Source organism: Desulfosporosinus hippei DSM 8344 (assembly GCF_900100785.1).
GTDB lineage: Bacteria > Bacillota > Desulfitobacteriia > Desulfitobacteriales > Desulfitobacteriaceae > Desulfosporosinus > Desulfosporosinus hippei.
In genome coordinates this window covers 50,126-74,936 of record NZ_FNCP01000008.1, presented here as the reverse complement: position 1 = coordinate 74,936, position 24,811 = coordinate 50,126, and the positions used below count along the sequence as shown (strand labels likewise).

The 24,811-nt window shown below is 39.4% G+C and carries 20 protein-coding genes; 19 read left to right on the top strand and 1 reads right to left on the bottom strand.

The window, feature by feature from the left end; all coding sequences use genetic code 11:
• Positions 1 to 41: 41 nt before the first annotated feature.
• From BLS16_RS08835 to BLS16_RS08800, 9 genes are all read left to right on the top strand, one after another.
• Positions 42 to 1,712 (top strand): PucR family transcriptional regulator, encoded by a 1,671-nt coding sequence (locus BLS16_RS08835; protein ID WP_092332404.1) that lies wholly within the window; start codon positions 42 to 44, stop codon positions 1,710 to 1,712.
• 246 nt (positions 1,713 to 1,958) lie between these two features.
• Complete coding sequence (locus BLS16_RS08830) at positions 1,959 to 2,348, top strand: iron chaperone (RefSeq protein ID WP_092332599.1); 390 nt, start codon at positions 1,959 to 1,961, stop codon at positions 2,346 to 2,348.
• 148 nt (positions 2,349 to 2,496) lie between these two features.
• The gene (locus BLS16_RS08825) at positions 2,497 to 2,760 is read left to right on the top strand and encodes a hypothetical protein (RefSeq protein WP_014902986.1); all 264 of its coding nucleotides are present in this window, start codon (positions 2,497 to 2,499) and stop codon (positions 2,758 to 2,760) included.
• A gap of 393 nt (positions 2,761 to 3,153) precedes the next feature.
• Positions 3,154 to 4,113, top strand: a complete 960-nt coding sequence (locus BLS16_RS08820; RefSeq protein WP_092332403.1) for a cellulose binding domain-containing protein — start codon at positions 3,154 to 3,156, stop codon at positions 4,111 to 4,113.
• 41 nt (positions 4,114 to 4,154) lie between these two features.
• Complete coding sequence (locus BLS16_RS23530) at positions 4,155 to 4,295, top strand: hypothetical protein (RefSeq protein ID WP_165574425.1); 141 nt, start codon at positions 4,155 to 4,157, stop codon at positions 4,293 to 4,295.
• A gap of 53 nt (positions 4,296 to 4,348) precedes the next feature.
• The gene (locus BLS16_RS08815; protein WP_092332401.1) at positions 4,349 to 4,879 is read left to right on the top strand and encodes a hypothetical protein; all 531 of its coding nucleotides are present in this window, start codon (positions 4,349 to 4,351) and stop codon (positions 4,877 to 4,879) included.
• A 237-nt stretch (positions 4,880 to 5,116) separates the two neighbouring features.
• Entirely contained in the window at positions 5,117 to 5,662 is a 546-nt protein-coding gene (locus tag BLS16_RS08810) for a signal peptidase I (protein WP_092332399.1), read from the top strand.
• A gap of 69 nt (positions 5,663 to 5,731) precedes the next feature.
• Positions 5,732 to 6,697 carry a P-loop NTPase family protein gene (locus BLS16_RS08805; RefSeq protein ID WP_092332397.1) on the top strand — a complete coding sequence of 322 codons (966 nt, stop codon included), beginning with the start codon at positions 5,732 to 5,734 and terminating at the stop codon, positions 6,695 to 6,697.
• Complete coding sequence (locus BLS16_RS08800) at positions 6,687 to 8,090, top strand: S26 family signal peptidase (protein ID WP_092332395.1); 1,404 nt, start codon at positions 6,687 to 6,689, stop codon at positions 8,088 to 8,090. Before BLS16_RS08805 ends, BLS16_RS08800 begins: the two co-directional genes overlap by 11 nt.
• A 124-nt stretch (positions 8,091 to 8,214) precedes the next feature.
• On the opposite strand, the gene BLS16_RS08795 is transcribed toward BLS16_RS08800, so the two are convergent.
• Positions 8,215 to 9,486, bottom strand: a complete 1,272-nt coding sequence (locus BLS16_RS08795) for a RidA family protein (RefSeq protein WP_092332393.1) — start codon at positions 9,484 to 9,486, stop codon at positions 8,215 to 8,217.
• A gap of 1,029 nt (positions 9,487 to 10,515) precedes the next feature.
• On the opposite strand from BLS16_RS08795, the gene BLS16_RS08790 reads away from it, so the two are divergent.
• The 10 genes from BLS16_RS08790 to BLS16_RS08745 all read left to right on the top strand — a co-directional run bounded on the left by BLS16_RS08790 (position 10,516) and on the right by BLS16_RS08745 (position 24,666).
• Positions 10,516 to 12,012 carry a PAS domain S-box protein gene (locus BLS16_RS08790; protein ID WP_092332391.1) on the top strand — a complete coding sequence of 499 codons (1,497 nt, stop codon included), beginning with the start codon at positions 10,516 to 10,518 and terminating at the stop codon, positions 12,010 to 12,012.
• 213 nt (positions 12,013 to 12,225) lie between these two features.
• The gene (locus tag BLS16_RS08785; protein WP_092332597.1) at positions 12,226 to 13,068 is read left to right on the top strand and encodes an amino acid ABC transporter substrate-binding protein; all 843 of its coding nucleotides are present in this window, start codon (positions 12,226 to 12,228) and stop codon (positions 13,066 to 13,068) included.
• Positions 13,069 to 13,206: 138 nt separating this feature from the next.
• Complete coding sequence (locus BLS16_RS08780; RefSeq protein ID WP_092332389.1) at positions 13,207 to 13,848, top strand: amino acid ABC transporter permease; 642 nt, start codon at positions 13,207 to 13,209, stop codon at positions 13,846 to 13,848.
• Between the two features lie 89 nt (positions 13,849 to 13,937).
• Positions 13,938 to 14,588 (top strand): amino acid ABC transporter permease, encoded by a 651-nt coding sequence (locus BLS16_RS08775; RefSeq protein ID WP_092332387.1) that lies wholly within the window; start codon positions 13,938 to 13,940, stop codon positions 14,586 to 14,588.
• Between the two features lie 17 nt (positions 14,589 to 14,605).
• A complete protein-coding gene (locus tag BLS16_RS08770) occupies positions 14,606 to 15,364 on the top strand; it encodes an amino acid ABC transporter ATP-binding protein (RefSeq protein ID WP_092332385.1) in 759 nt (252 codons plus the stop codon).
• A gap of 570 nt (positions 15,365 to 15,934) precedes the next feature.
• Positions 15,935 to 16,357 carry a hypothetical protein gene (locus BLS16_RS08765; RefSeq protein ID WP_092332383.1) on the top strand — a complete coding sequence of 141 codons (423 nt, stop codon included), beginning with the start codon at positions 15,935 to 15,937 and terminating at the stop codon, positions 16,355 to 16,357.
• Positions 16,358 to 16,577: 220 nt separating this feature from the next.
• Positions 16,578 to 20,402 carry a phosphoribosylformylglycinamidine synthase gene (locus tag BLS16_RS08760; protein WP_092332381.1) on the top strand — a complete coding sequence of 1,275 codons (3,825 nt, stop codon included), beginning with the start codon at positions 16,578 to 16,580 and terminating at the stop codon, positions 20,400 to 20,402.
• A 163-nt stretch (positions 20,403 to 20,565) separates the two neighbouring features.
• On the top strand, positions 20,566 to 20,877 hold the full coding sequence (locus BLS16_RS08755) for a hypothetical protein (RefSeq protein WP_092332379.1): 312 nt from the start codon (positions 20,566 to 20,568) through the stop codon (positions 20,875 to 20,877).
• A gap of 22 nt (positions 20,878 to 20,899) precedes the next feature.
• On the top strand, positions 20,900 to 22,066 hold the full coding sequence (dinB, locus tag BLS16_RS08750) for a DNA polymerase IV (protein ID WP_092332377.1): 1,167 nt from the start codon (positions 20,900 to 20,902) through the stop codon (positions 22,064 to 22,066).
• Between the two features lie 374 nt (positions 22,067 to 22,440).
• Positions 22,441 to 24,666 carry a YcdB/YcdC domain-containing protein gene (locus BLS16_RS08745; RefSeq protein ID WP_092332375.1) on the top strand — a complete coding sequence of 742 codons (2,226 nt, stop codon included), beginning with the start codon at positions 22,441 to 22,443 and terminating at the stop codon, positions 24,664 to 24,666.
• Positions 24,667 to 24,811: the final 145 nt, after the last annotated feature.

The following is a 24,811-nucleotide window of genomic DNA, read 5'->3' as shown; positions in this document are numbered from 1 at the left end:
TTGAAAAATCGAACCTTATAGATAACAAGGGGGGTATCACACTGGAAATCACGGTAAAAGATGCCATGAAAATTGGCCCCTTAAGCACATCTGAAATTGTGGCCGGTTATCAAACGTTAGATAATGTTGTAAAAGGTGTAACCATAATGGAAGCACCTGATATTGTCAATTGGCTGGCTGGTGGAGAGCTGCTTCTTACCAGTTTGTATGCCGCGCCAGCCGGAACCTTGAACTATAAAGATTTTGTAAGAAAGCTCGCTGAGAAAGGCGTAGCAGCGATAGCTATTAAAGTTGGTCGGTTTGTGGAACGAATTCCAGAGGATATGATCGAAGCAGCCAATCAATACGGCTTACCTATTATTGAGCTTGATGCTAATGTGCGATTTGTGGATGTCATGTATCCTATCATGGCTGAACTCTTTAATAATCAAGTCGTTAAATTAAATTACTATAAAATTATTCAGGAGCGTTTTACAGCCTTAGCATTACACTGTCTAGGGTTAGAAAAGATTATTAGAACTCTTGAAGATTTAATCGGAAATCCCGTTGCGGTTTATGATCGCAATTTTAAAAGCATGAGTACAACTACTCCTCAGATTGAAAAGTTTATCGAGATTGCAGATTTATTTCAAAAGGAAAGCTTGAATGAAAAACTATCCTTCTATCGTCAGATGGTACGATTTCCGGATCTTGGCGAAGAACCCGTTCCTCAAGTTGTAGTACCAATACGGGCATTTAATCAAGTAAAAGCTTATCTCACCGTAGTAGAGAAGAATAAACGACTCCAAGAGATGGATTTCATTTGTTTAGAACATGCCGCTACTGTTGTTACTCTTGATTTAGTGAAGAAAGTAGCTGTACAGGAAGTTGAACAGAAATTTCAGAATGACCTGTTAGAAAATCTAATAACAGGAAATACAGCGCTTAATAATACTCTGGAAAGGGCTACCTTAATCGGATGGGATTTAACTAAGCCCTATACGATTGTCCTTTTTGATATTGATAACATCGACGGGATTTTAGCGAATACTAAAGAGAGCCCAGATAAAATGTATTTGCAAGAGTTAAAATCTGACGTTGTTTCTATAATTACTAATGCTATTAGAAGACACACAAAGAATTTTATCCTCGGGACGAAAAATGATGCAATTATTTTGCTTTGGCCCTCGCCTGAAGTTTACAATGGCCTCCTAGATCAGATCAAGAAGACAGGGAAAGAGATCCAGGAACAAATTAAAAAGAAAGTTAAATCTGTTTCCGTTGCCATTGGAATTGGAGATGTTGCTCTAAAAGTTGACGAAATCCCGCGGAGTTTTAAAGAAGCACGAGATGCAATTACCTTTGGTCGGATGATTCAAGGTCAACATGTTATCGAAGCTTTCTCTGAATTGGGTGTATTTCGGATTTTGTGTAAGTTTGCTGAGCGAAATGAATTACATAGTTTTGTCCCGAAGCAACTGCTTGTTTTAATGGAGCATGATAAAATCAATGAAGCAGACCTCCTGAAAACTTTAGAAATCTTTTTGGACTGTAATGGGAATGCCAGTAAAGCTGCCAAAAAACTCTTTATACATTATAAAACAATACTTTATCGACTAGAAAGGATTAAAGAAATTACCGGTATGGATTTAGAAACTAATGAACATCGCTTGGAAATTGAGATAGGCTTAAAAATAATCCGCCTGCTAGGAAATGAACATAATAATTTTTGACATGGGATTTGACAATAGTCTTATTAATAATCTTTTGAAAACTTCATAGAGTCAGCACAGGTAATACGAATTGAAATAATTAAGTAAATTTTTCCTTGTTCTGAGCATCGAAAGATGCTCGTTTTTTAGTGTAGCAGAAGTCTAATCAAAAATTATAATATGAAATTACTGATTAAAAGTTATCAGGATTCACAAACTATCATGACAATAAAAAAAGATCAAGCTTCGTCAATGAAAAGGGAAAATATGGAAATTAACAAGAAAACCAACAACTCCATCGATGAGTACATTTTGAAATTTCCAGTTGATATCCAGGAGATACTTAAGTCTTTAAGAAACGTTATTAAGAAATCTGCACCAGATGCACATGAAAAGATAAGTTATCAAATGCCTACTTTTGATTTGCATGGAAACTTAGTGCATTTTGCTGCTTATAAAAATCATATTGGATTCTATCCAACTCCCAGTGGAATTGAGGCTTTCAAAGTTGAATTGTCGGAGTATAAAGGGGCAAAAGGTTCTGTACAATTTCCCATCGCCGAGCCACTACCCTTTGATTTGATAAGCAGAATTGTCAAGTTTAGAGTTGCCGAAAATATTAAACAGTGGGAAGACAAATCGAAGAAAAAACGATAATCATAAAGCTATGATAAAATACTTTTTGAATACTATAAGTATTTCCTTTTTTGTGGAAGGATTTATGATATTTAGCCAGAATTGATATAATACAACAATTAAAATGTCTATGGGCTGATTCTCGGGAAATATGGAGGGAAAGTGTAAAATGAATGAAGATGTTGCGATTATAGAAGGAGTTTATGATATCGCTTCACCTGAAGTGCCTGCTTCTCTTCATAGATGGGGAAGGAAAGTATGGCTTCGTGACATAGAGATTGGAGCTAAGGGAAAGCTGCTATTCTATGATGAAGATGGAGTGTGTAAGATTACAACTCTTAGTCGAATTACCGATATTACTAAAACTCCTGAGGGGATAGGAATATATACTCAATGTAGTATTTATAAACTTAAGATGTTAAATAAATCCTAAACAGGTTTTATTACCGAAAAAAATAATATGCCAATAGGTCTTAAAGATAAAGCAGTGTCCGATAATCATCTGATACTGTTTTTTGCTATTTCTTCTTAAATACGAACGCAATTTAAGTATAAAATGTAGAGAAAAAATGAAATTCAATTGACGTATACCAAAAGAGGAAATAATAACCTAAAGAGTGAGCAAAAAATTCAAGTGTAAGTAATAATATATTAATAATTAAAGTGATATTAATCTTTAATGCTAAAAATGGATTAATCTACAAATTGACGCTAGAATTTTGTCATGCTACGATATCAATGCAATAAGAACTTCAGCGGAAATGAAGTTTAAATCGCAAATTGATTTCAATTCTAATTGTTTATCGCTGGCTTAATGAGGTGATATATGAAAAAGTTCGCATTCTTATTAGCATTGGTTTTAATTATGGTTAGTTCAATTGCAGCAGGGACTTTGGCTATGTACACCGTTTCTATTGATACCTTAGCTAAAGGAAGTGTGGTTGCCAAAGAGTTCATTTTTGTTGGGGAAGGAACAGACAGCTTTCAGGAAGGACTAAAGATTGCTCCTTCAGAGACAGCCCAATGGCAGTTTAAGGTTAAAAACTATGAAAACCATATTGTCTCTGAAACGGATATCTATTATAAATTAACTTTTAATGTACAGGCTTTGCCGGGTAAAACTGCCATAGAACCTTTGACTGTCACAGTCAAGGATCTCAATGGCACAGTGCTTAACAGTGTTACAGGAGTTGGAACTTTTGATGTTTTAGGCCAATTTTCACTTGCAGTGAATGGTCAAGAACGGGATTTCTTAGTGGAAGTGAACTGGCCGACAGAAGGGAGTTCTGACATTAATTATGCCGGTATCAACTATGGTTCAATGATCAACGTAGATGCTATTGCCTCCCAGATTCCGTTAAAAGCTACTGACCCGGATCCCGTTGATCCACCCCAGGTCAGCGTCCGTTATGAAACAACAGTTCCGTGGCAAAATGGTCAAAGTGGCAATTACCAATACGAATATAAGGTAACAATTACTAATAATTCTACAGAGCCTATTTACAATTGGAGTATAGCGTTTAACCTCCCCACAGATAAACTGACCAGTGCTTGGAGCAATGCCAACCTGGTATCTGATACACCGGGATACTACAAATTCCTCAATCCCGGCTATAATAACCAATTAACAGATAGTATATTGCCTGGGAAAAGCGTATCCTTCCGAGGCCCTGCTAAAGGAATGGGCACTGAAGCAATTCGTTCAATCATTGTCGGTGGAAGCAATATAACTGATCTAACAAACGTAGATTTATTGTGTCAATTTGGAAAGGCATCTCTAAATTAGAGGCCTTATAAAATCTCTCAATTATGCTGAGGAGGGAGGATATGAGAAAAAAGATTCTTTTGATTCTTGCCTTAAGTGCGGTACTGTTTGTTTCTCTTACCGTTGGTACTCTATCCAGCTATACATCGGTTTCAAGCTTCGGTATTAGTATTTATTCGGATTTAGATAAAGCCAAGAACTAAATTTTAAAATTTCTTAAGTACCTTAAACCAAATTAATAATTGGAGGTTAAATAATGAAAAAGGCACTAACAACTATTGCACTTGTACTGATTTTATCAACATCTGTGATCGCAGGGACTCTAGCAATGTATACTACAACTATTGATAACCTTGCTGAAGGCAGCGTTGTTGCCAAAGAATTTGTCTTAGTAGAAGGAGGTACGGATACCTTTGAGAAAAATGTAAAAATTGCTCCAGCTGAAACAGTGGATTGGCAGTTTAGCGTGAAAAACTATGATGGCGCGATAATAAGTGAGACAGCGATGGATGTCAATTATACTGTTGATGTTGTTGCAGAAGATGGGAAAAGCGTGATTGCTCCCTTAGAAGTAAGTATCAAAGATGCCGATGGTCAAGTTGTTGGAGGTTTAACCTCGAACGGTAAAATTGAATTCTCTGAAGAATTCGGCTTGAATGCAAGCGGTCAGGAAAAGGTTTACACTGTATCTTTGAACTGGCCAAGTAATGATAATGCTGATAAAACCTATGCTGGAGCTGATTATGGTACAGCGGTTAAAGTATCAGTGACGGGAACTCAAAAGTAACCTGCCACACCGGAAGCGGAATCTAAGGGTGGGCGAAGCCTCCTGACCCTAAGGGCCAATTTTCATCTCCATATGATGAAATTATTCTATTGTGTATAACGAAATAGAAAAACAACAAACAGAAACAGTGTACGACTATATAAACTCGTACACTGTTTCTATTTGTTGTTCTATAGTCCATAGCTCTGATTTTTTACCTGAGGATAGGGCATAATAGGTGAAAGAGGGTTGAAATTTATGACGCCTACAAAGTATACGACACAAGAACAAATAGAGGCAATGCGCAAAGAAATTCTCCAGGAAAAGCAGAAGTTATTAAATGTTTCGGAAAGGAAAAAGTCATTCCGAGGCTGGCGTCCCCAAGGGAAGCAGATTGTAAGAAGCATCAGTGGAGCTATATTTTTGGGGGTTAGTTTATTTTTAGTTTGGTCGATTATATCAATTCAAATCACAAAAAGCAGGGGTGAAATCCCTAATGTCTTAGGATTTCAGCTTTTTGCTATTGAATCTGGCAGTATGGAGCCTACTCTGGAAATCGGGGCTGTAATCGTCAGTAGGAAACCTAATGATGATGGAAGTGCTTTAAGAGTAAATGATATTGTGACCTTCAAAACCCTGTCTGAGGCTGTGGTTACCCATCGAGTCGTTGAGGTTATAGATAATGAAAATGGCAGTAAAGCTTATCGCACAAAGGGAGATAATCCCAAAAATTCAGTCGATCAGGAACTTCTTAGTCCAAACAGGGTGATCGGAGTATTTGTTGCTAAAATACCCTTAACATAATAGTTGTTTAGTATCTGCCATCTACACTCTATACTTACTCTCTAAGAAAATATTGATGGGAGAAGTGACATGGAACATGGTCCGGAAAATATTGTATTGATGGAAAATATCTCATCTGTGGAACATTTTTTGGTTAACGGAGGGAAATCTCGAAGAGTACTGGATGATATTAACCTGGTGATAAATAGGGCGGAAGAATGGGGTATTAAGGGGACTTCCGTGTATGAGATTAAATTGCTTCTAGAAATCATCGCAAATATCAGACCTTATGACAAAGGGAAATGTGTTTTGATAGAGCGTGGCATGATGAGGCATAAAAGGGTAATCTTAAAGCACGTTTTTTATATCGGAAGCTCAGATATGCTTTACAATAATATGAATGTTCTGGAATATTTAATGTTTGCAACTGCTAAGTCTAAGGTTAATAAGGTGTTGTTGCAAGAACAGATTTTTGAATACCTTATAGAAATCGGTCTAGGGCATCTATCCTTGACACCGAACCATATGCTGAATAGAGAGGAAAAAGCAGTAATCACTTTGATCGCTGCAGCCTATTCAGACAGTCAGATAATCGTTTTTAATCTCCCTGAGTATGAATGGGATGAGGTACTTATTAAAGCAGTTGCAGAAATAGCAAAATTCATAAGAAAACAAGAAAAAACTCTAATTCTCTCAACTCAAAACTCCTTTATGATAGAGAAAGCTTGTTCCCATACAGCGATAATCAAAGATGGAAAATTAATATACAGTGGCAGTGTGGAGAAGTTACGCATGACCTATGACAAGATAGAAGTTATTATTCGGGATAAAACTGCGAAAAGTATGCTGGAAAAACTCAATCGACTTCTCCCAGGATATAATTTGGTCATGAAAGAGGACAGTCTATTTATTAGGAGTGAAGGCCCAGGATTAAATGAGCCTGGGGAAATTCATAAAAAAATAATCGAGTCGGGATTCATTCCCGATTCTATTGAGATAAATCCGAAAACAGTTGAGAATGCCTACGAGGAGCTAATCCTAAAGCATGATTTATAAAAATAGCTATTTTAAAAAAGAACTTCGCCAGGCCTATACGGAAAATAAAATTAGTACTAACCGAAAAATAGCGTTTGCTCTCTTTCTGGGGCTTTTTTCTTTTGCCCTTTACTTTGTTTTTCAGACTCTCCAGGAAAGTGTACTTTCCGATGTGGTTCCCGAGATAATGCAACCCAGTTTTTTCTCGACTATTTACCTTTACATTCATATAGTCATTGCCTTTATAATCAGTTACTTCATCCTCTATTATGACTATCTTTTTTTTGCAGAAATCAGGAAAAACTCCTGGTATCTGCTTATTCAAATGGGCTATAACCCTGTGATCATGTTTTTCTCTAAATTATTAGCCTTAATGTACACTGTCATATTGATATATACTGTTGGCTTTATAGTAACAATAATTCTTACCTTTCTTTTGAAATACACGTTCATATTGGCTTATCTGCCGACGCTCTACTTAGTAGGCTTAGCAGATTTGTTACTCATCACGATCCTTTCAATGACCTTTTCACTTTATGCCAAAACTGTGCTTAACGGTCGATACTGGACTTTTTTTACGGCAATCCTTGTATTTGTTCTAAAAACAGCTTTAGGACAATATCCTATAATCTCCAATCGCGTGTACATGCAGAACTTCTCTACGCTGTTCAATCTGCAGCTTTCAGCGTATTGGCTGGTCGGCTCTGTCATCATAGGAACCTGTGGTTTAATATGTCTTTTTAGGAGCAGAAATATTGCTAAGTACTATAACCTGGCTCCCGATCCTGATATCCTACCCTTAGATATGGAAATTGTTGAAATTGACTCAATAACGGGTAAACAAAAAGTAATTGGCAACAAAGTTAAAAAAGGTTGGCGCGGGCGAATTCTCGATACGGCAACTACTTTATTGCTCATCGTTTTCATATGTATAGCATTAGCTATTAATGTATTCGTTATTGTGATTAATGCTTCTACACCCGGGCAAGAAGTTAGTATACGCGGGGTGATTCCTTTTGTGTTCAGTTCTAGCACAATGGAACCGGAAATTGAGATTAACGATTTGACGTACTTTCAAAAAATTGATGCCCAATACCAGATAGAGGAGGGACAGATTATCCTGTTTGAGGAAAATGATTTGCTCTATGTAGAACGGGTAGTTTCCAAAACGGATAATCAATTGATTGTAGATATTGATTATTATCCTCCCATGTCTCAGATTGGGGCTATGAAAAAATCAATTAACCGACAAGCGGTGCATGGCCTATACAGCGGAAGAAGCCGCTGGCTTGGAGCTTTAATTCTCTTTGCCAATACTATTGTTGGAAGGATTCTTTTCTTGATGGTTCCAGCTGTGTTGTTATTTTATCAGGGCCAACTTTATAAGTATTTCAGAAAAGACAAGAGTATCTAAAAAAAGCATCAAGATTTCTGCCATAATCGGCTAAAATCTCGATGCTTTTTCATTTGTGCTGTTAAAAAACCAAAGATGTCATTTTTCATTTGATATCGTTCCTGTATTTACATACAAATGCCTGCTATGCTTTAGGGGGTGTTCCTTCAGCGTTTGATACAACTGCATCGATTTGGACTAAAGCATCTTTTGGTAAAGCTGATACGCCAACTGTTCTTCGCGCAGGAACGCCGCTTGGGAAGAATGTTGTGTAAACTTCGTCTACAGCATTAATATCTGCAATATTTTTAAGGAAGATATTTACTTTAACCACATCGTCCATGACATGGTCGACACTTTCTACAATTGCCTTGATATTTTTTAAGCACTGTCCAGCCTGCTCTTTTACACCACCAGCTACCATTTCACCAGTTTTGGGGTTTAGAGGTAATTGAGCAGAAATATGATTGTAATGAGAAAAAGCTACAGTTTGTGTAGATAGAGAACTTTTGGGTGCATTTTCCGTATTGTTTGCTTCTATGATGAGCCCATGCCTGTCTTCAACAGCTTGTGGAGGTGTACCATCTCCGTGTGACACCACTGCTTCAATTTGTACCAAAGCATCCATAGGTAAAGCTGAAGCTGCAATTATTGTCCGTGCAGGGACATAGGCTACGGCCCTGGCGATACCCGAGTCTGGGAAAAATGTTGTGTAAACTTCGTTTACGGCTTCAATATCCGAGAGGTTTTTGAGGAAGATATTAATTTTAACAATATCGTCAAAAGGAACGTCGATACTTTCTAAAATTGCCTTGATATTCTTTAAGCACTGTCCAGCCTGCTCTTTTACACCACCGGCTACCACTCTACCTGATTTTGGATCAATAGGTAATTGAGCTGTAAGATTATTGTAATGTGAAAAAGCTACAGCTTGCGTGGATAGAGGACATGTTGGCGCATTAGCTGTGTTATTTGTAAGCTTTATGAGGTCGCCTGCTTGTGGTGCGTTTGGAATTGTACCTTCACCGTTTGAAACAAGTGCTTCAATTTGCACCAAAGCATCCATAGGCAAAGCTGCAACTGCGACATTCGTCCGTGTAGGAACATAGCCTGGGAAGAACGTTTTATAAACTTCGTCTACAGCATCAATATCTTTGATATTCTTAACGAATACAGTGATTCTAACAACATCGCTCATAACATGGTCGATGCTGTTTATGATTGCTTTGATATTTTTAAAACACTGTTCAGCCTGCTCTTTTGCACCACCAGCTACCAACTTGCCGGATTTTGGATCGATGGGTAATTGAGCTGAAAGATTATTGTAATGAGAGTAAGCTACAGTTTGTGAATATGGACCGATACTTTTTGGAGCATTTTCCGTATTTCTTGCTAATACTGCGTTATAGTTGCTCATGATAGTAATCTCCTTTATGATAAATTTTTTAATAGAATATTTGTGTATATTTTAAGTTACTACGGCTTGCCAATTATCTTTTATCCTTATCCCATCAAAACATGCGCTTACATTACTGATCCGAACTGTATTAGTTTACTTATTTATCAATAAATATGTATAAATGAACTGGAATTATTTTGCTTTCCAATTAGCATACTCTTATTAATCAGTTAATTTAAGTCAACCTTTTTATAAAAACTTATCACACTGACATAAGTTTGCACCATTTCCCTACTTAAGCGAATTAGCTCATCACTAGCAAAATCTCGCACAAATATAAGAGCACGTAATGATTTACCTAACACCAGTATAGATCGCTGATTACCTAACTAGGATCTTCCGACCATAATCAAGCAGGTTACCACCCATACTAATGATTCGTTCGACCTTACAAGATATCTACCCAGCTATACACAACCTCTCGGCTGGATATAACCGATCTTCTTACCCATGCATATATCTAACGACATATGGTTGAGTAAGAACCTTCTCAACACCCGGTAAAATCTTAGCTCGACCCATTAAGATAAGTCAGAACCCTAAAACAATCAAACTAGACTGCCATAAAGCCCTTTTCCCACCACTAAAAGATCTTCCCTCTGACTATATACAAGCGTTTACCACCTGCATATAATCTTTGGCCAACCCATATACACCCGACTAAGAGCATATATAAATCTTGGCTCAACCATTACGTACCCTTATGAACCTAGTATGGCTTATTTGCAGAGCTTTATTCTGGTAACTTTAGGTAACTATCATCAATAGCTATCGAGATATCCCATAATCATTATTGTTTCTTAGGCTAAGCTTCAGGGAATTAGCGTCAATTACATTTATATATTTGATGTTCGTATGATTATTAACGAAATCAGTTCCTAAAAACTCTGAATAGAAAAATTATAATAATTATCAAGAGGAAATACCTAAACTATGTAGAATTCTGGTAAATATACCTTTTTGAATAACTCATAGGGGTGTTTTCCAATGAATGAAGCCTATTTGAATAATTATTCGGCCGAGGAAACGATTCAAATCCAACTAGAATCTCTGCGAAAAAAATTCAGAGAAAGTCAAATACATCTTCAAACGATATTTGATGAAGCAATTATAGGTATTGTTTTGTTAAATTACGAAACAGGGATAAGTCTATGTAACCCTGCTTTTCAAGAAATGCTGGGTTATTCGGAAAATGAGCTTAAGACTATGAATTTTCGTGAATTTACTCATCCGGATGATTTAATAAAGGAGCTGGAAATATATCGAAAAGTAACCGAGAGCAAAATTGATAAGTATCAATTAGAGAAAAGGTATATTAGAAAGGATAAATCCATTATATGGGGTAGGCTAAGTTTAACAATTACCAGAAATTCTTTAGACAAGCCTGAATATGTCATCGGAATGGTCGAAAACATAACACAGCGTAAATTAGCTGAAGAGTCATTGCGCGAGAGTGAGGAACAATTCAGGAATCTCTTTGAAAATAGCATGGACGGGATTTGTATTACCAAGCCTGATGGCACAATTATTTCGGCGAATCCTGCAATCTGTGAAATGTTGGGTATGACGGAAGGGGAGATATGTGCAGTCGGTAGAAAAGGTATTGTTGATTTTTTCGATGGCAGAGTCAGCAAACTTTTAGTTGAGAGAGAGCAAACAGGCAAATTCAAGGGAGAATATTATGCGATTCATAAGAGTGGTAAAAGAATTCCCGTTGAAGCAACCTCCAAATTTTATTGGAATAGTAAAGGAGAAAAAGTTGCCTCAGTTATTTCGCGAGATATTACTGATAGGATAAAGACACGGCAAGAGATTGACCGATTGGATAGATTAAACTTGATAGGACAAATGGCTGCAGGGATAGGGCATGAAATAAGGAATCCATTGACAATTGTACGTGGCTATCTCCAATTATTGGGGTCGAAGCCAGAAAACGAAGTTCAAAGGCCAACCTTTGATTTAATGATATCTGAATTAGATCGGGCAAATTCCATCATCACTGAATTTTTATCACTGGCTAGAACGAAACAAACAGATCTAATAGTTCAAAGTCTAAATGATATTTTACACAATTTATACCCTCTCATAGAGGCAGACACATATAGTCAGAACAAACAAATTTGCTTCAATCCGGGAATTATTCCAAATCTAGAATTGAATAAGAACGAAATTTCTCAACTTGTTCTTAACTTAGCTCGTAATGGTCTTGAAGCAATGAAGGAACGAGGGAGACTTACTATTGCTACTGGTTTAGAAAATGAAAAGGTAGTACTAGTCATAGAAGATGAGGGGGATGGCATTTCCTCGGAGGAAATAGAAAAAATCGGGACACCTTTCTATACCACTAAAGATAATGGAACAGGCCTTGGACTTACCACATGTTTCAAAATTGCTGAAGCTCATAATGCTAAAATTGATGTAGAATCAAGCCCAAAGGGGACAAAGTTTTTAATAGCATTTCCTATCCCAAGTATCAATCCATAGACCACAGATGTATACATTTAGAATCAGGGCTAGTTCGCCCTTCTGAACCTAGCCAAGAGGGTGCATATTCGTGTATAGTAATAATGGGAGGGATGCCATAGAAAAATCAATTGTGTTAAAATGCACTTACCTTATTTAAGCATCTACAACATAATTTTTTTGAATGTGGTTAGAAAGAATGAAATTAATAATCTTGAAGGGAAGAAAGCTAAGATGAAAAGAAGATGGTTAACACTATTAGCAGTAATCTGTACGGTTGCTCTTTTGACAGCGGGCTGTGCTCAGAAAGCTCCGGACACAAAACCTACAGACAAGGCTCAAACAGGTGACCAATCCTGGAATAAAATTAAGGAAAAAGGGGAATTTGTCATAGGTTTGGATGATAATTACCCGCCCGCCGGTTTCCGGGACAAAGCAGGAGAACTGGTTGGTTTTGATATTGATTTAGCTAAAGAAGCTGCCAAGCGCTTAGGTGTTAAAGCTGTATTCAAGCCGGTTCAATGGGACGGAGTTCTCTTGAATCTTAAAAGTGGAGAAATAGACCTTATCTGGAACGCCTTGGGCATAACCCCTGAAAGACAGAAAGAGATTGGTTTTACGGATAGTTACATGGCAGACAGGAATATAATAGTAGTAAAGGCAGGTTCTCCAATCAAGTCTAAAGCTGACTTAGCAGGAAAAACCGTCGGCCTGCAATTAGGAAGTACTGCCGAGCCAGCGGTTACTAAAGATGAGATTTCCTCAAAGCTAAAAGAAATCAGAAAGTTTGAAAGCCCAACAGTCGCTTTAATGGATTTAGATGCAGGCCGCATTGATGCAGTGGTAACTAATGAAATGAATGCTCGTTATCTGGTTACAACTGAAAAAACAGCGGATAAATACTATATCTTGACGGAACAAGAAGGGGATTTTGGCAAAGAGCCTTTTGGAGTAGGTGTACGCCTGGAGGACAAAACCTTCCTTACAGAGCTTAACCGTGTTCTCAATGAAATGAAAGCTGACGGAACGGCTGCTAAAATCAGTAATGAATGGTTTGGTTCAAACATTATTAAGTAGTAAAGAAAACTTGGCTAGTATAAAATAGGAATAGGAAGTTGGTGAATGAATCTCTTCCTATTCCTTATTTTTAGAGAATATTTCCTAAGCCCTAATATACGGGTTATTAAGACATTCATGAGGGGATAAGAGAAAACGATGGATTATGTTCTGACAATATTACCCGTTTTGTTAAAGGGTCTAAAGCTATCCCTAACAGTTTATGGAATTGTAATAATTTTGATCTTTCCAATAGCTATTTTGGCGGCTATCGGTAAAGTATCGGGGCCGAAAATTCTTAAGAAGATCCTACAATTATATACTTGGATATGGCGAGGCACCCCTTTGCTGCTGCAATTATTTTTTATCTATTTTGGGCTGCCGTACTTTGATATTAATTTACCGCCTTTAGTTGCAGTAATTATTGCCTTTGTCTTGAATGTAGCAGCCTATGAAACAGAAATCATCAGGGCAGGTATTGAATCCATTGACAAAGGGCAGTATGAAGCTGCAAAGTCTCTGGGAATGACCTATTTTCAAACCATGAGGCGAATTATTATACCCCAAACAATTAGGAGAGTTCTACCCGCCACTGCAAATGAAGCAATTCTTACCTTTAAGGATACAGCTCTCGTTGCAGCAATCGGTATGGGTGATTTATTGCGTTCGGCTAAGGAAGTTGTGACAACTGATTTTAAAATTACCGCTTTCTTTGTGGCGTTTGTTTTTTACCTAATTATTTCTTCACTTTTGCTCCAAGTCTTTAGCAGGTTAGAGAAGAGATATTCGATTTACGAATAAAATGCCGTCTGGTTTCCTTGAAAGGCTAAATATAAATATCGAGACAAGACAACTTTTTAGAGAAGGCAAATGAAGGGATAAGAAAAGTAATGGATCATCTGGAATATGTTCTAAGTATACTTCCGTTTATTGCATCAGGTTTAAAATTAACTGCTAAGGTATATGTAGCAACCTTATTATTTGCTTTGCCTGTAGGGCTTTTGGCTGCTATTGGCAAAGTAAAAGGTCCCAAGATAATCACCAGGCTATTATATTTATATACATGGATTTGGAGAGGTACTCCCTTGCTCCTGCAATTATTCTTCGTGTTCTACGGTTTGCCGATTATTGGGATACGGCTTTCTCCCTTCACCGCAGCGACGATTACCTATACCTTGAATTCTGGGGCCTATCTGACAGAAATTTTCCGAGGGGGAATAGAATCCATTGACAAAGGTCAATATGAAGCTGCCAAAGTATTAGGGATGACCTATTCCCAGACTATGCGCAGAATCATTATACCTCAAACAGTGAGACGGGTTTTACCCCCTACCTGTAGTGAGGCTGTAAACTTAGTAAAAGAAACTGCCCTCTTGGCCGTCATAGGGATGCCGGATTTATTGCGTATTGCCACCCAGATTTTTACTCGAGATTTTAATATTACACCATTTGTTGTAGCCTTTGTTTTGTACCTAATCGTCTCTTCTGTTCTTGTCAAACTTTTTGGTACATTAGAGAAGAAATATTCGATATATGAATAGGAGAGTGTGAGGATTCAATGACAATGATACGTATGAATAACATTCATAAATATTTTGCTGGAGTACATGTTCTAAAGGGAGTATCTTTAGAAGTTAATAAAGGGGAGATTATATCGATTATTGGGCCAAGCGGCTCCGGGAAAAGCACTTTGCTCCGCTGTATGAATCAATTAGAAAAGATAGACCAGGGGAGTGTTGAGATAGAAGGGATTGTGGTTGAAGCAGCAGGAGATGTGGGAACCAAAATTACTGCTACCCCTCAGGAGGTAAGAACCGCCTATCGGAAGATGGGTATGGTCTTCCAAAGCTTTAATCTATTTCCACATATGACTGCCTTAGGCAATGTTATTGAGGCACCAATGCTTGTTCATAAGCTTGGTAAAGGTGAAGCTGTTAAAAACGCGGAAAAGCAACTTAACAAAGTGGGATTACTGGAAAAAAAGGATGCCTTTCCTTCCAAGTTGTCCGGTGGACAAAAACAGCGAGTAGCTATTGCACGAGCCCTGGCGATGAATCCGGATATTATGCTGTTTGATGAACCCACTTCAGCCCTTGACCCGGAGTTAATTGGAGAAGTCCTAAGTGTCATCAAGAACCTGGCTCAGGAGCATATGACTATGATTATTGTGACTCACGAAATGGGATTTGCCAAGGAAATTTCCGACCGGGTTATTTTTATGGATGACGGAAAAATACTTGAAGATCAAAGTCCGGCTGTTTTCTTTGATAATCCACGTCATCCTAGGATAAAGACGTTTTTAGAAAAAATGCTCTAACAATTAGATTAAAATTACTCAAAATGCATTGGATTGGAAATAAGTATATTTTATTATAATTAGTGTGGAGTGCTTATGGCAGAACAGTATAATCTGATCCGCGGATACCAGCTGTATCTTGTTATGAAGGTTCTAACCCTAGGAAGAGGTTCTTTCTGATGATTGGATGACCGAAGGACTTAGGTAGTGATTAATATCGGGATGTCGTGTATTGAGAGTATAGGTAGGTATTTAGTGATATTTGTAGCGATTGGTAATGACCAATCGCTTTTTGATATTAAAATTTAGGGTTGAATCCAGTAAACCTCTTAAGTTGTTACATGTTGAATTCTCATAATATGGGTCAATATAGAAGGTGATATATGATATATTAATTGAAAACATAACGAAAGCCTATAGACAGTTGATCTTATAAGGTTTAAGCTTAACTTAAGGTAAATCACAAATAAACTAATCACCTTAGTGAAAAATAAAACGAAAGCTTAGAGGGGGGTGAAAACTAAATTATCTGGTGCTTGAAAGGTAATTCTCTAGAACTGGCTATATGCCCTTAATAAAGGAGGTTATGCCATGAGAAAGTGTGACGAGCATATTCAAAGATTTACCTTAACGGGTCAGGATAGAGGGATTAGGCAACTAAGTGAAAGTGAACTCGAAGAGTATAAAATAATCTATGGCGACCTTATCGTCAAACTCATTGAAACTGGTGGAGAAGTTCCTATAAGTTCAGATATTCAAGTCATTAATAAGATTTATACTTGCAACGACGAGTGTGTGACTCCCCTGGGTCTGGTTAATGTCTGCCTGGAATACCTGGCAAAACTGCTAACGTTCTGTAAGCAAGCGGGGATCCATTGGCTGGTGGATATAAGAGAGTGTACAGATACCCACTTTAGGGAACTGTCATACTTCAAAATTATCGTCGATTGCTCAAAGGATCGATTCATAGAAGTTGCCAAAGAAGGAGGCTTCAGGTATTCAGCCGCTAAATAATGTAATATGTACTATGATCCTCTTTTCAGAGTTACTCTTTTATTTCTATCAAAATCGTGGTATTATGCAAAATAAGAAAAAGAATCTGCGTAACCCATTGATTAACGCGCGACAAGGCCATAGACAAAGTGCTATGGCCTTATACATATTTTAAGGACGCGAGGGTTATTGGCAACAATAGTAAAAGTTGGCTCAGAAAAAGTAACTGATGGAGGATGATATGGGATCACACGCTGTGAAACGAATTTACGTGGAAAAAAAGCCGGGTTATGATATTGAAGCCCAGGGCCTTTTCAATGATCTAAGCGAAAATTTAGGGATCAATGGATTGCAGGGGTTAAGAGTTATCAATCGCTATGACATTTCAGGGATTACGGATGAGGAATATAATAAGTCTCGTCCTATTATCTTTGCCGAGCCTCCCTTAGATTTAGTGTATGATGAAAATTTAGAGATTCCTTCTCGGGATCGAGTTTTTGCTATGGAGTATTTACCGGGCCAATATGATCAGCGGGCAGATTCAGCTGCTCAGTGTGTACAGATTCTGACCCAGAAAGAGCGTCCGACGATTGCTTCAGCTAAGCTAATGGTTTTGCAGGGTCAATTTTCTGAGGAAGAGTTTCAAAAAATTAAAGATTACTGTATCAACCCTGTGGAGTCACGAGAAGCCTCGTTAGAAAAGCCCGAGAGTCTGGATTTTGAATCGATTATTCCGCCCGATGTGGAAATTCTCGATGGTTTTATAGAAAAGTCACTTGAAGAACTGAAAAAGTTTTTTTCGGAAACGGGTTTAGCAATGAGCTTTGAAGACCTAGCTTTCTGTCAACAATACTTCCGAGATACTGAAAAGCGGAATCCAACTATTACGGAAATCCGTGTGATTGACACCTATTGGTCAGATCATTGTCGTCATACTACATTTAACACTAAGATTGAAGAGGTGTCATTTCCCAAAGAAGAAATGGCTTATCCATTGACCCAAGCTTATCAGGAGTATCTAACCTCAAGAGAATATGTGTATGGTGAGAATCCTGCTAATCGAGATATCTGTCTCATGGATATCGCCGTCTTAGGTATGAAAGAGTTGAAGAAAAAAGGACTCTTACCTGATCTGGACTTATCCGATGAAATCAATGCCTGTAGTATTGTGGTAAATGTCGATGTCAATGGTCAAACCGAAGAGTGGCTGGTGATGTTTAAGAACGAGACCCATAACCATCCTACTGAAATCGAGCCCTTTGGCGGCGCAGCTACATGTCTGGGCGGAGCTATTAGAGATCCCTTGTCTGGTCGCACCTATGTCTACCAAGCAATGCGTGTAACGGGAAGCGGAGATCCTCGGTTGAAACTGGAGGATACCCTGCCAGGGAAATTGCCACAGAGAAAGATCACAACAGGTGCTGCTGCAGGATATAGTTCCTATGGAAATCAAATTGGGTTGGCTACTGGACAGGTAACAGAAGTCTATGACCCAGGTTTCATTGCTAAGCGTATGGAAATCGGAGCCGTTATAGCGGCTGCTCCCCGTGAGAATGTGGTGCGAGAAGTTCCTGAAGCCGGTGATATCATTGTACTGGTTGGCGGAAGAACGGGCAGAGACGGGTGTGGCGGCGCAACGGGTTCCTCGAAAGAGCATACCACAGAGTCCTTAACGGCTTGTGGAGCAGAAGTGCAAAAAGGGAATCCACCCACAGAGCGAAAAATTCAAAGGCTCTTCCGCAATCCCCAGGTAAGTACCCTTATTAAACGATGCAACGATTTTGGAGCAGGCGGGGTTTCGGTTGCTATCGGAGAATTGACGGATGGCTTAGAAATTGACTTAGATGCAGTTCCGAAAAAATACGAAGGTCTTGATGGGACAGAGCTGGCAATTTCTGAATCTCAAGAGCGTATGGCGGTAGTAATTCGGGCCGAAGATTTCAAGACTTTTGCTGACTACGCTCATGAAGAAAACCTTGAAGCAACCTTAGTCGCTAAGGTTAGTTCTCAGCCAAGGCTTACGATGGTTTGGCGAGGGCAAGTGATTGTCGATCTTAGCCGAGAATTTCTTAATACCAATGGAGTTAAGCAAACTACCAAGGTTCAGGTTTCTCTTCCTGAGGCTGGTCGGGATTACTTCAGCAGTCTGCCGGAAATAGTCGAACAAAAAATAGCTCCTAATACTCTTGAATGTTTGGAAAACGACGCTTCATTAGTGAAAGAGGCTTGGCTTGCTAATTTAACGGATCTGAATGTCTGCAGTCAGAAGGGATTAGTGGAAAGGTTTGACAGTACAATCGGGATGTCATCCGTCTTGATGCCCTTAGGCGGCAAATATCAGGCTACTCCATCTGAAGGTATGGTGTCTAAGCTTCCGGTATTAACAGGAGAAACAAATACGGCGACGGTGATGACTTATGGTTATAATCCACAATTAGCTACGTGGAGTCCCTTTCATGGTGCTTTATATGCCGTCGTTGATGCGGTGACAAAAATCGTGGCACTAGGTGGGGATTATCGTAAGGTTCGACTAACTCTGCAAGAGTATTTTGAACGCTTAGGAGCTGATCCGCAAAAATGGGGGAAGCCTTTCAGTGCTTTGTTGGGAGCGTTCTATGCTCAGAAGAAACTTGGAATTCCGGCTATCGGCGGAAAAGACAGCATGTCGGGAACCTTTATGGATTTGCACGTTCCTCCAACTTTGGTGGCTTTTGCGGTCAATGTGGTTGAGGCAGATAAGGTTATTTCTCAAGAATTTAAAAAAGCAGGCAGTCAAGTAGTCTTGGTGAAGGCCATTCGAGATGAACATCATGTCCCGGATTTTGAACAACTAAGTGCCAGCTATTTGAAGATTTACGAGTTGATCCAATCAGGAAGTGTTTTGGCATCTCATACGGTTAGGATGGGCGGACTTGCAGCAGCACTCAGCAAGATGGCCTTTGGTAATCGAATCGGTATAGCTTTAGAAGGCCAAATCGATGTCAAGCAGCTGTTTACCGCTGATTATGGCTCTATTGTTTTGGAAATAAATGGAACCTTGGATTTAACTGAAGCCTTTGGTTCTCTAGAGTATCAATTGCTGGGGGTAACCCAGGAAACACCGATGATAACGCTCAAGGGTGTAAACATTGACCTAGACACAGCTTATCAGGCATGGGAAAAACCCTTGGAAAAAGTCTTTCCAACCCAAACGGAAAAAGTTGCTCAGCCACAAAATGTGAATTTCAAGTTGCGCAATACCCTTACTCCATCAATTAAAGTGGCAAAACCAAGAATCTTTATCCCGGTTTTCCCGGGTACTAATTGTGAATATGATTCGGCCAAAGCCTTCGAGAAAGCTGGTGGAATCGTTGAAACCTTAGTCATCAGGAATTTGACTGCTTCAGATGTAGAGCAATCCATCAAAGAGATGGTTATAAAGATACAACAGGCTCAGATCGTCATGCTGCCCGGGGGCTTTAGTGCGGGAGATGAACCGGATGGATCCGGTAAATTTATTGCTACGATGTTTAGAAATCCTTGGATTAGTGAAGCTATTGCTGGACTTATGAATCAACGGGATGGTTTAATGCTCGGGATTTGTAATGGGTTTCAGGCATTGATCAAACTGGGTCTTGTTCCCTATGGAGAAATCATTGATCTAATGGAAGATTCGCCAACCCTCACCTACAACAAAATTGGGCGTCACGTTTCCAGCATGGTACAGACTAAAGTTGTCTCTGTCCTATCTCCTTGGTTTAGCGGGGTGAATTTAGGAGATATTCATACTGTCCCTATCTCCCATGGAGAAGGACGGTTTGTCGCAGATTCAGAAATAATTCAAACCTTAATTGACAATGGTCAAGTGGCCACTCAGTATGTGGATTTAAAGGGAAACCCAAGCAATGATGTTATCTATACTCCCAACGGTTCCTTTGAAGCCATCGAAGGAATTACTAGTCCCGATGGACGTATTTTGGGTAAAATGGCCCATTCGGAAAGAACTGGTTCTGAAATCGCTAAAAATATTCCGGGCAATAAGTATCAGCCGATTTTTGCCGGAGGGGTAAACTATTTCAGAGGATAAACACCGATGCCAGCAGAGGATAAGCAGGGAGTGTTAGGGTGGGGCTGCCTTTTGAGGTCTTTAGATTTTTCGGATTGCCTTTTCTAGAGTAAAAGGGTTTTCTGACTGTTTGTCGAACTAGAACTGGTGGAATGATTTGATATTTTAGGAGATGAATTTTACATTGAACACTACATTTGAAAGCACTGTTGTAACAGTACAAGACAAAACAATTGCCGTGGTTTCAGTACAACCAACCGTATTCCAGAATTCATTTAATGCTTCAACCATTATAAAAGGATTACTCCCTGTGTTTAAAGGTATGCCGGTGGTTTTAATGACCTTAGATCCTCAAGGAAATCCTGCATATTTTGGCAGATCGGATCTTATCTTGCTCTTAGAAACTATTAATATTAAAGAAGCAGAATGGAAAGAAGTCTCAGCAGTTGTCGACCTGACCAATTCTTGTCCCATGAAAGAAGAACAAGAAGAATAGTATCTTAACTATTGAGGAAATCATGGAAGATTTGGCGAACTATCGCAAGATATTACATGTGGATATGGATGCTTTCTATGCTTCTGTTGAACAGCGGGACAATCCCTCTTTGTTGGGTAAACCTGTCGTAGTCGGAGGCAGGCCGAATAGCCGGGGGGTCGTCTCTGCGGCATCCTATGAAGCCCGTAAATACGGAATACGTTCGGCAATGCCTGTTGCAGAGGCTGCCAGGCGCTGTCCTGATGCGGTTTTCCTGCCGGTGAATGCCAAGAAATATCGGGAAGTATCCTGGCAAATCAGGCAAATATTCTTGACCTACACCCCAATAGTAGAGCCAATATCCCTTGATGAGGCCTTTTTGGATGTTACAGGTTCAACTAGGTTATTTGGGCCGGCAGAGGACATTGCCTTAACGATTAAACGGCGCATCCGGCAAGAATTAAGTTTAACGGCTTCTGTTGGGTTTGCATGTAATAAATTTTTAGCAAAGCTTGCTTCAGATCTGAAAAAACCTGATGGTTTCGTGGTTGTTCACTCGGATAAAGTTCAAGAGTTTCTTGATCCGCTGCCAATCGAAAGAATTTGGGGAGTCGGTGAAAAAACAGCGGAGCAATTGCACAGGCATCGGATAAATACAGTCAAAGATTTGCGTAGTTTAGAGTTGAAGTTCTTAACTAAGCTCTTTGGTTCATTAGGAAGTCAGCTTTATCAATTGGCACGGGGAATTGACCATCGACCTGTGGAAAGCGACCGGGTGGTTAAGTCCATCGGTCGAGAGATCACCTTTGAGTCAGATATTAGCGATGGTGATTTGCTGGAGAAGACCTTGTTAATGCTGGCTATTGACGTAGGTCGAAGTTTGCGTAAAGAGGCGTTAAGAGGAAGAACTGTAACTTTGAAAGTCCGTTATGAAGATTTTCGCACCTTAAGCCGATCACGGACTATTCATCGGGCGACGGATCTTGATGATGTTATATTTCAAGAGGCTTGTAGCTTGTTAAGGGAATTATCCCTTAAACAGCCTCTACGCTTGATAGGGGTTACCATGTCGAACCTGACAGATCAGCACGAAAATCAAATTTCTTTATTTGAAGAGCCTCGGCTAGAAAGAGAGAACCTTACTAAAGTGCTTGATCTAGTCAAAGAGAAATATGGTGAGAAAAGTATTACAAGGGCTAGACTTTTGTAATACTTATAAGTAGGTCATTTGCGTATTCTTAAGCAAATGGCCTATTTACCTATAGTCAGCCTCTAAGTAGTAGCGTAACGTCGATATTCAATACGACAATCTGCGAATTATACATAAAAATGTCGATAAGTTTATTGTCAGAAACACCGCTAAACTACGTCTATAAGAAGTGTAGAGCTTGAAAGCATATCACTTAGATCATATTGATCATGTATGCCCAAGGAGCAAGAATATAGTATAAGCAGAAGGAGGGGATAGGAGAAGTCGAGCAGTAGTATTTCAGCCTTGGCTGGACAGATCATTTTTTCTCTATAAATCAATAGAGTTCGATAGGCGAATATCGAACATTGAATCACGAAATTGGAGGTAATACAATGAAGAAAAATTGGCGTTCTTTCTTGGCCGCGGCTGTAGTTGCAGTTTTACTTGTTCCAACAGTTTCTGCGCCTATCGTATTGGCTGGGGAAATTAGTTCTGCTGAAGCTGTAGGGATTTTGGCCGCACCTCAGGTGGGTCTGGAAAAAGCAATTCAGATTGTTAAGACTAACTTTGACGTTCCTAATCAATATAAGGATTTTAACTCTTCTTATAATACTTATAATGGACGCCAGGTTTGGGCTTTACGTTGGAACGGCACATCGGAACAACCAGGAGAGTTCGCAGCAGAAGTTAATGCCATTAATGGTGATATTGTCAGCATGAATTATTGGAAAAATGAAGATCAATTGGCCAGTAGCCCCCCAGTTCCGACCATTAATAAAGAGGGTGCTCAAGAAATCAGCGATAAGTTGTTGAGCCAGTTATTGGGTAAGAGAACTGAGGAACTGAAGTTAATTCCAAGTGAGTCGGAGGTTGTACCCCTAAGTTATGGCCCGTTTTATTATTCGGTTCAATATCAACGCTTCATAAATGGCGTACCCTTTCTTGGCAATGGAGTAAATGTACAAGTCTCCAGTAAAGATGGACACATTAATTCCTATACTCTCAATTGGAATGATGTCAAGGCACCTGATGTAAATGGAGTGATTAGTGTCGAAAAAGCCCAGCAAGCATTTGCTGAAGCACCATTTTTCAAACTCTTGTATTGGGTTCCATCAGGATACAAACCTATGCTTGTAGGTCAAAAGCAAGAAGCAAAGCTTGTTTACCAATTAACCGGGGACAATAGTGGTGGGGCAATTGATGCTTTAACGGGTAAACCCCTTCAACTCAATCCGGGTGAGTGGTTGTCTACAGACGCCTACGGAGTTGGTGGTATGGGCAGAGCCGAGGCAGAAAAGGCTAGTCAGGCAAGTAACTCGTCACAAATTCTAACTCCTCAGGAACAACAAGAAGTAGAACGAACCTCAAAGCTTCTTAAACAAGATGAGGCAATTGCTGCTGTGAAGCGTTGGGTTGAGATTCCGAATAGCCTGACATTAAGCAGTGCTAATTTGAGTAAAGACTGGCGCAGTACTGATAAGCGTATTTGGAGTTTTGACTGGAACAGTGTTGAAACGGATAAAGAGCTGGGAAACCCCCAATATCTTAATGCAAGAGTAAGTGCAACAACGGGCGAACTACTTGGATTTTCCATCTCTACTCAACAAAACGGCAAAGATGATGTCAAACTAGACCGGGCAGCAGCCCAAAAAGTTGCTGAAGAATTTCTTAAAAAAGTTCAGCCTGAACGTTTCACTCAAGTCACCTTAGATCCGGAAACGGATTTGATGTATAAAATGAACCCTGAACCATGGAATAATCAAGCCTTTTCATATGGTCGGGTTGTTAATGGGGTAGCGTTCCCGGAAAATAGCATGATTGTCAATGTGGATCCTGTGTCCGGCAAAGTTACGAATTATGAACTAAACTGGTCAGACTATGATTTGCCAAGTGTAACGGGAATTCTCAGCAAAGACAAAGCTGTAGAATCATTTCTGAAAGCACGTTCCTTAACCCTCACCTATGTTCGTATATATAGCAATGGAATACCCGGAGACTTGCGGTTAGTGTATTTGCCAATCAAAGATCGCAATATACAAGTTTCCAACATTCTGGATGCCAAAAGTGGTGAATTACTGGACTATCAGGGTCAGCCTATTGAAAAAGGTCCCAAACCCTTTACCTTCAGCGATCTGGCTGGCGTTAATGGAGCACCGGAGATCACAGTACTTGGGCAAGCCGGCTTATTTGGGGATTATGGCAATAGCTTTAAACCCCTTGAGAAAATGAGCGTAAGTTCAATGCTGCGGGCTATGTACCTTAGCCGTTTTGGATTATGGGGAAATACTGGCCTTACCGATAAAGAGATTATCAGTAAAGCTAAAGAACTGGGCTGGCTGAAAGAAGATCTGAAGCCTGGAGATCCTGTAAATAGAGAACTTCTCGCTAAAGTCCTACTCCGCTACATCCAGCTGAACAAGCTTGCAGAGCTCAAGGATATTTACAAAGTAAGTTTTCAGGATTCTGATCAAATCAGTTCGGATGCCCTGGGATATATTGCTCTAGCCAGCAGTACAGGGATAATCAAGGTAGAAGGGCAAGTTCTGGCACCACGTGATACTGTGAGCCGTGCTGAAGGTGCTACTGCGCTCTTTAGAGCTTTAAACTGGCGTAATTAAGAGTTAGAAACAAACTATGATTATCATTTCATCATGAGTGGATATAAGTAGTAAGATGTCAATGCATTACAGAAAGTCCCCTCGTTTAAATTGACGAGGGGACTTTTGTTATCTACAAATAAGCGTATTTGCTTCTTTCTACCTG

What these genes read in the sequence shown, in the direction of transcription:
- BLS16_RS08790 (WP_092332391.1), top strand. Translation starts at nt 10,516, where the DNA reads ATGAATGAAGCCTATTTGAATAATTATTCGGCCGAGGAAACGATTCAA.
- BLS16_RS08795 (WP_092332393.1), bottom strand. Translation starts at nt 9,486, where the DNA reads ATGAGCAACTATAACGCAGTATTAGCAAGAAATACGGAAAATGCTCCA.
- BLS16_RS08810 (WP_092332399.1), top strand. Translation starts at nt 5,117, where the DNA reads ATGACGCCTACAAAGTATACGACACAAGAACAAATAGAGGCAATGCGC.
- BLS16_RS08785 (WP_092332597.1), top strand. Translation starts at nt 12,226, where the DNA reads ATGAAAAGAAGATGGTTAACACTATTAGCAGTAATCTGTACGGTTGCT.
- BLS16_RS08830 (WP_092332599.1), top strand. Translation starts at nt 1,959, where the DNA reads ATGGAAATTAACAAGAAAACCAACAACTCCATCGATGAGTACATTTTG.
- BLS16_RS08775 (WP_092332387.1), top strand. Translation starts at nt 13,938, where the DNA reads ATGGATCATCTGGAATATGTTCTAAGTATACTTCCGTTTATTGCATCA.
- BLS16_RS23530 (WP_165574425.1), top strand. Translation starts at nt 4,155, where the DNA reads ATGAGAAAAAAGATTCTTTTGATTCTTGCCTTAAGTGCGGTACTGTTT.
- BLS16_RS08765 (WP_092332383.1), top strand. Translation starts at nt 15,935, where the DNA reads ATGAGAAAGTGTGACGAGCATATTCAAAGATTTACCTTAACGGGTCAG.
- BLS16_RS08805 (WP_092332397.1), top strand. Translation starts at nt 5,732, where the DNA reads ATGGAACATGGTCCGGAAAATATTGTATTGATGGAAAATATCTCATCT.
- BLS16_RS08800 (WP_092332395.1), top strand. Translation starts at nt 6,687, where the DNA reads ATGATTTATAAAAATAGCTATTTTAAAAAAGAACTTCGCCAGGCCTAT.
- BLS16_RS08825 (WP_014902986.1), top strand. Translation starts at nt 2,497, where the DNA reads ATGAATGAAGATGTTGCGATTATAGAAGGAGTTTATGATATCGCTTCA.
- dinB (WP_092332377.1), top strand. Translation starts at nt 20,900, where the DNA reads ATGGAAGATTTGGCGAACTATCGCAAGATATTACATGTGGATATGGAT.
- BLS16_RS08745 (WP_092332375.1), top strand. Translation starts at nt 22,441, where the DNA reads ATGAAGAAAAATTGGCGTTCTTTCTTGGCCGCGGCTGTAGTTGCAGTT.
- BLS16_RS08815 (WP_092332401.1), top strand. Translation starts at nt 4,349, where the DNA reads ATGAAAAAGGCACTAACAACTATTGCACTTGTACTGATTTTATCAACA.
- BLS16_RS08760 (WP_092332381.1), top strand. Translation starts at nt 16,578, where the DNA reads ATGGGATCACACGCTGTGAAACGAATTTACGTGGAAAAAAAGCCGGGT.
- BLS16_RS08820 (WP_092332403.1), top strand. Translation starts at nt 3,154, where the DNA reads ATGAAAAAGTTCGCATTCTTATTAGCATTGGTTTTAATTATGGTTAGT.
- BLS16_RS08780 (WP_092332389.1), top strand. Translation starts at nt 13,207, where the DNA reads ATGGATTATGTTCTGACAATATTACCCGTTTTGTTAAAGGGTCTAAAG.
- BLS16_RS08770 (WP_092332385.1), top strand. Translation starts at nt 14,606, where the DNA reads ATGACAATGATACGTATGAATAACATTCATAAATATTTTGCTGGAGTA.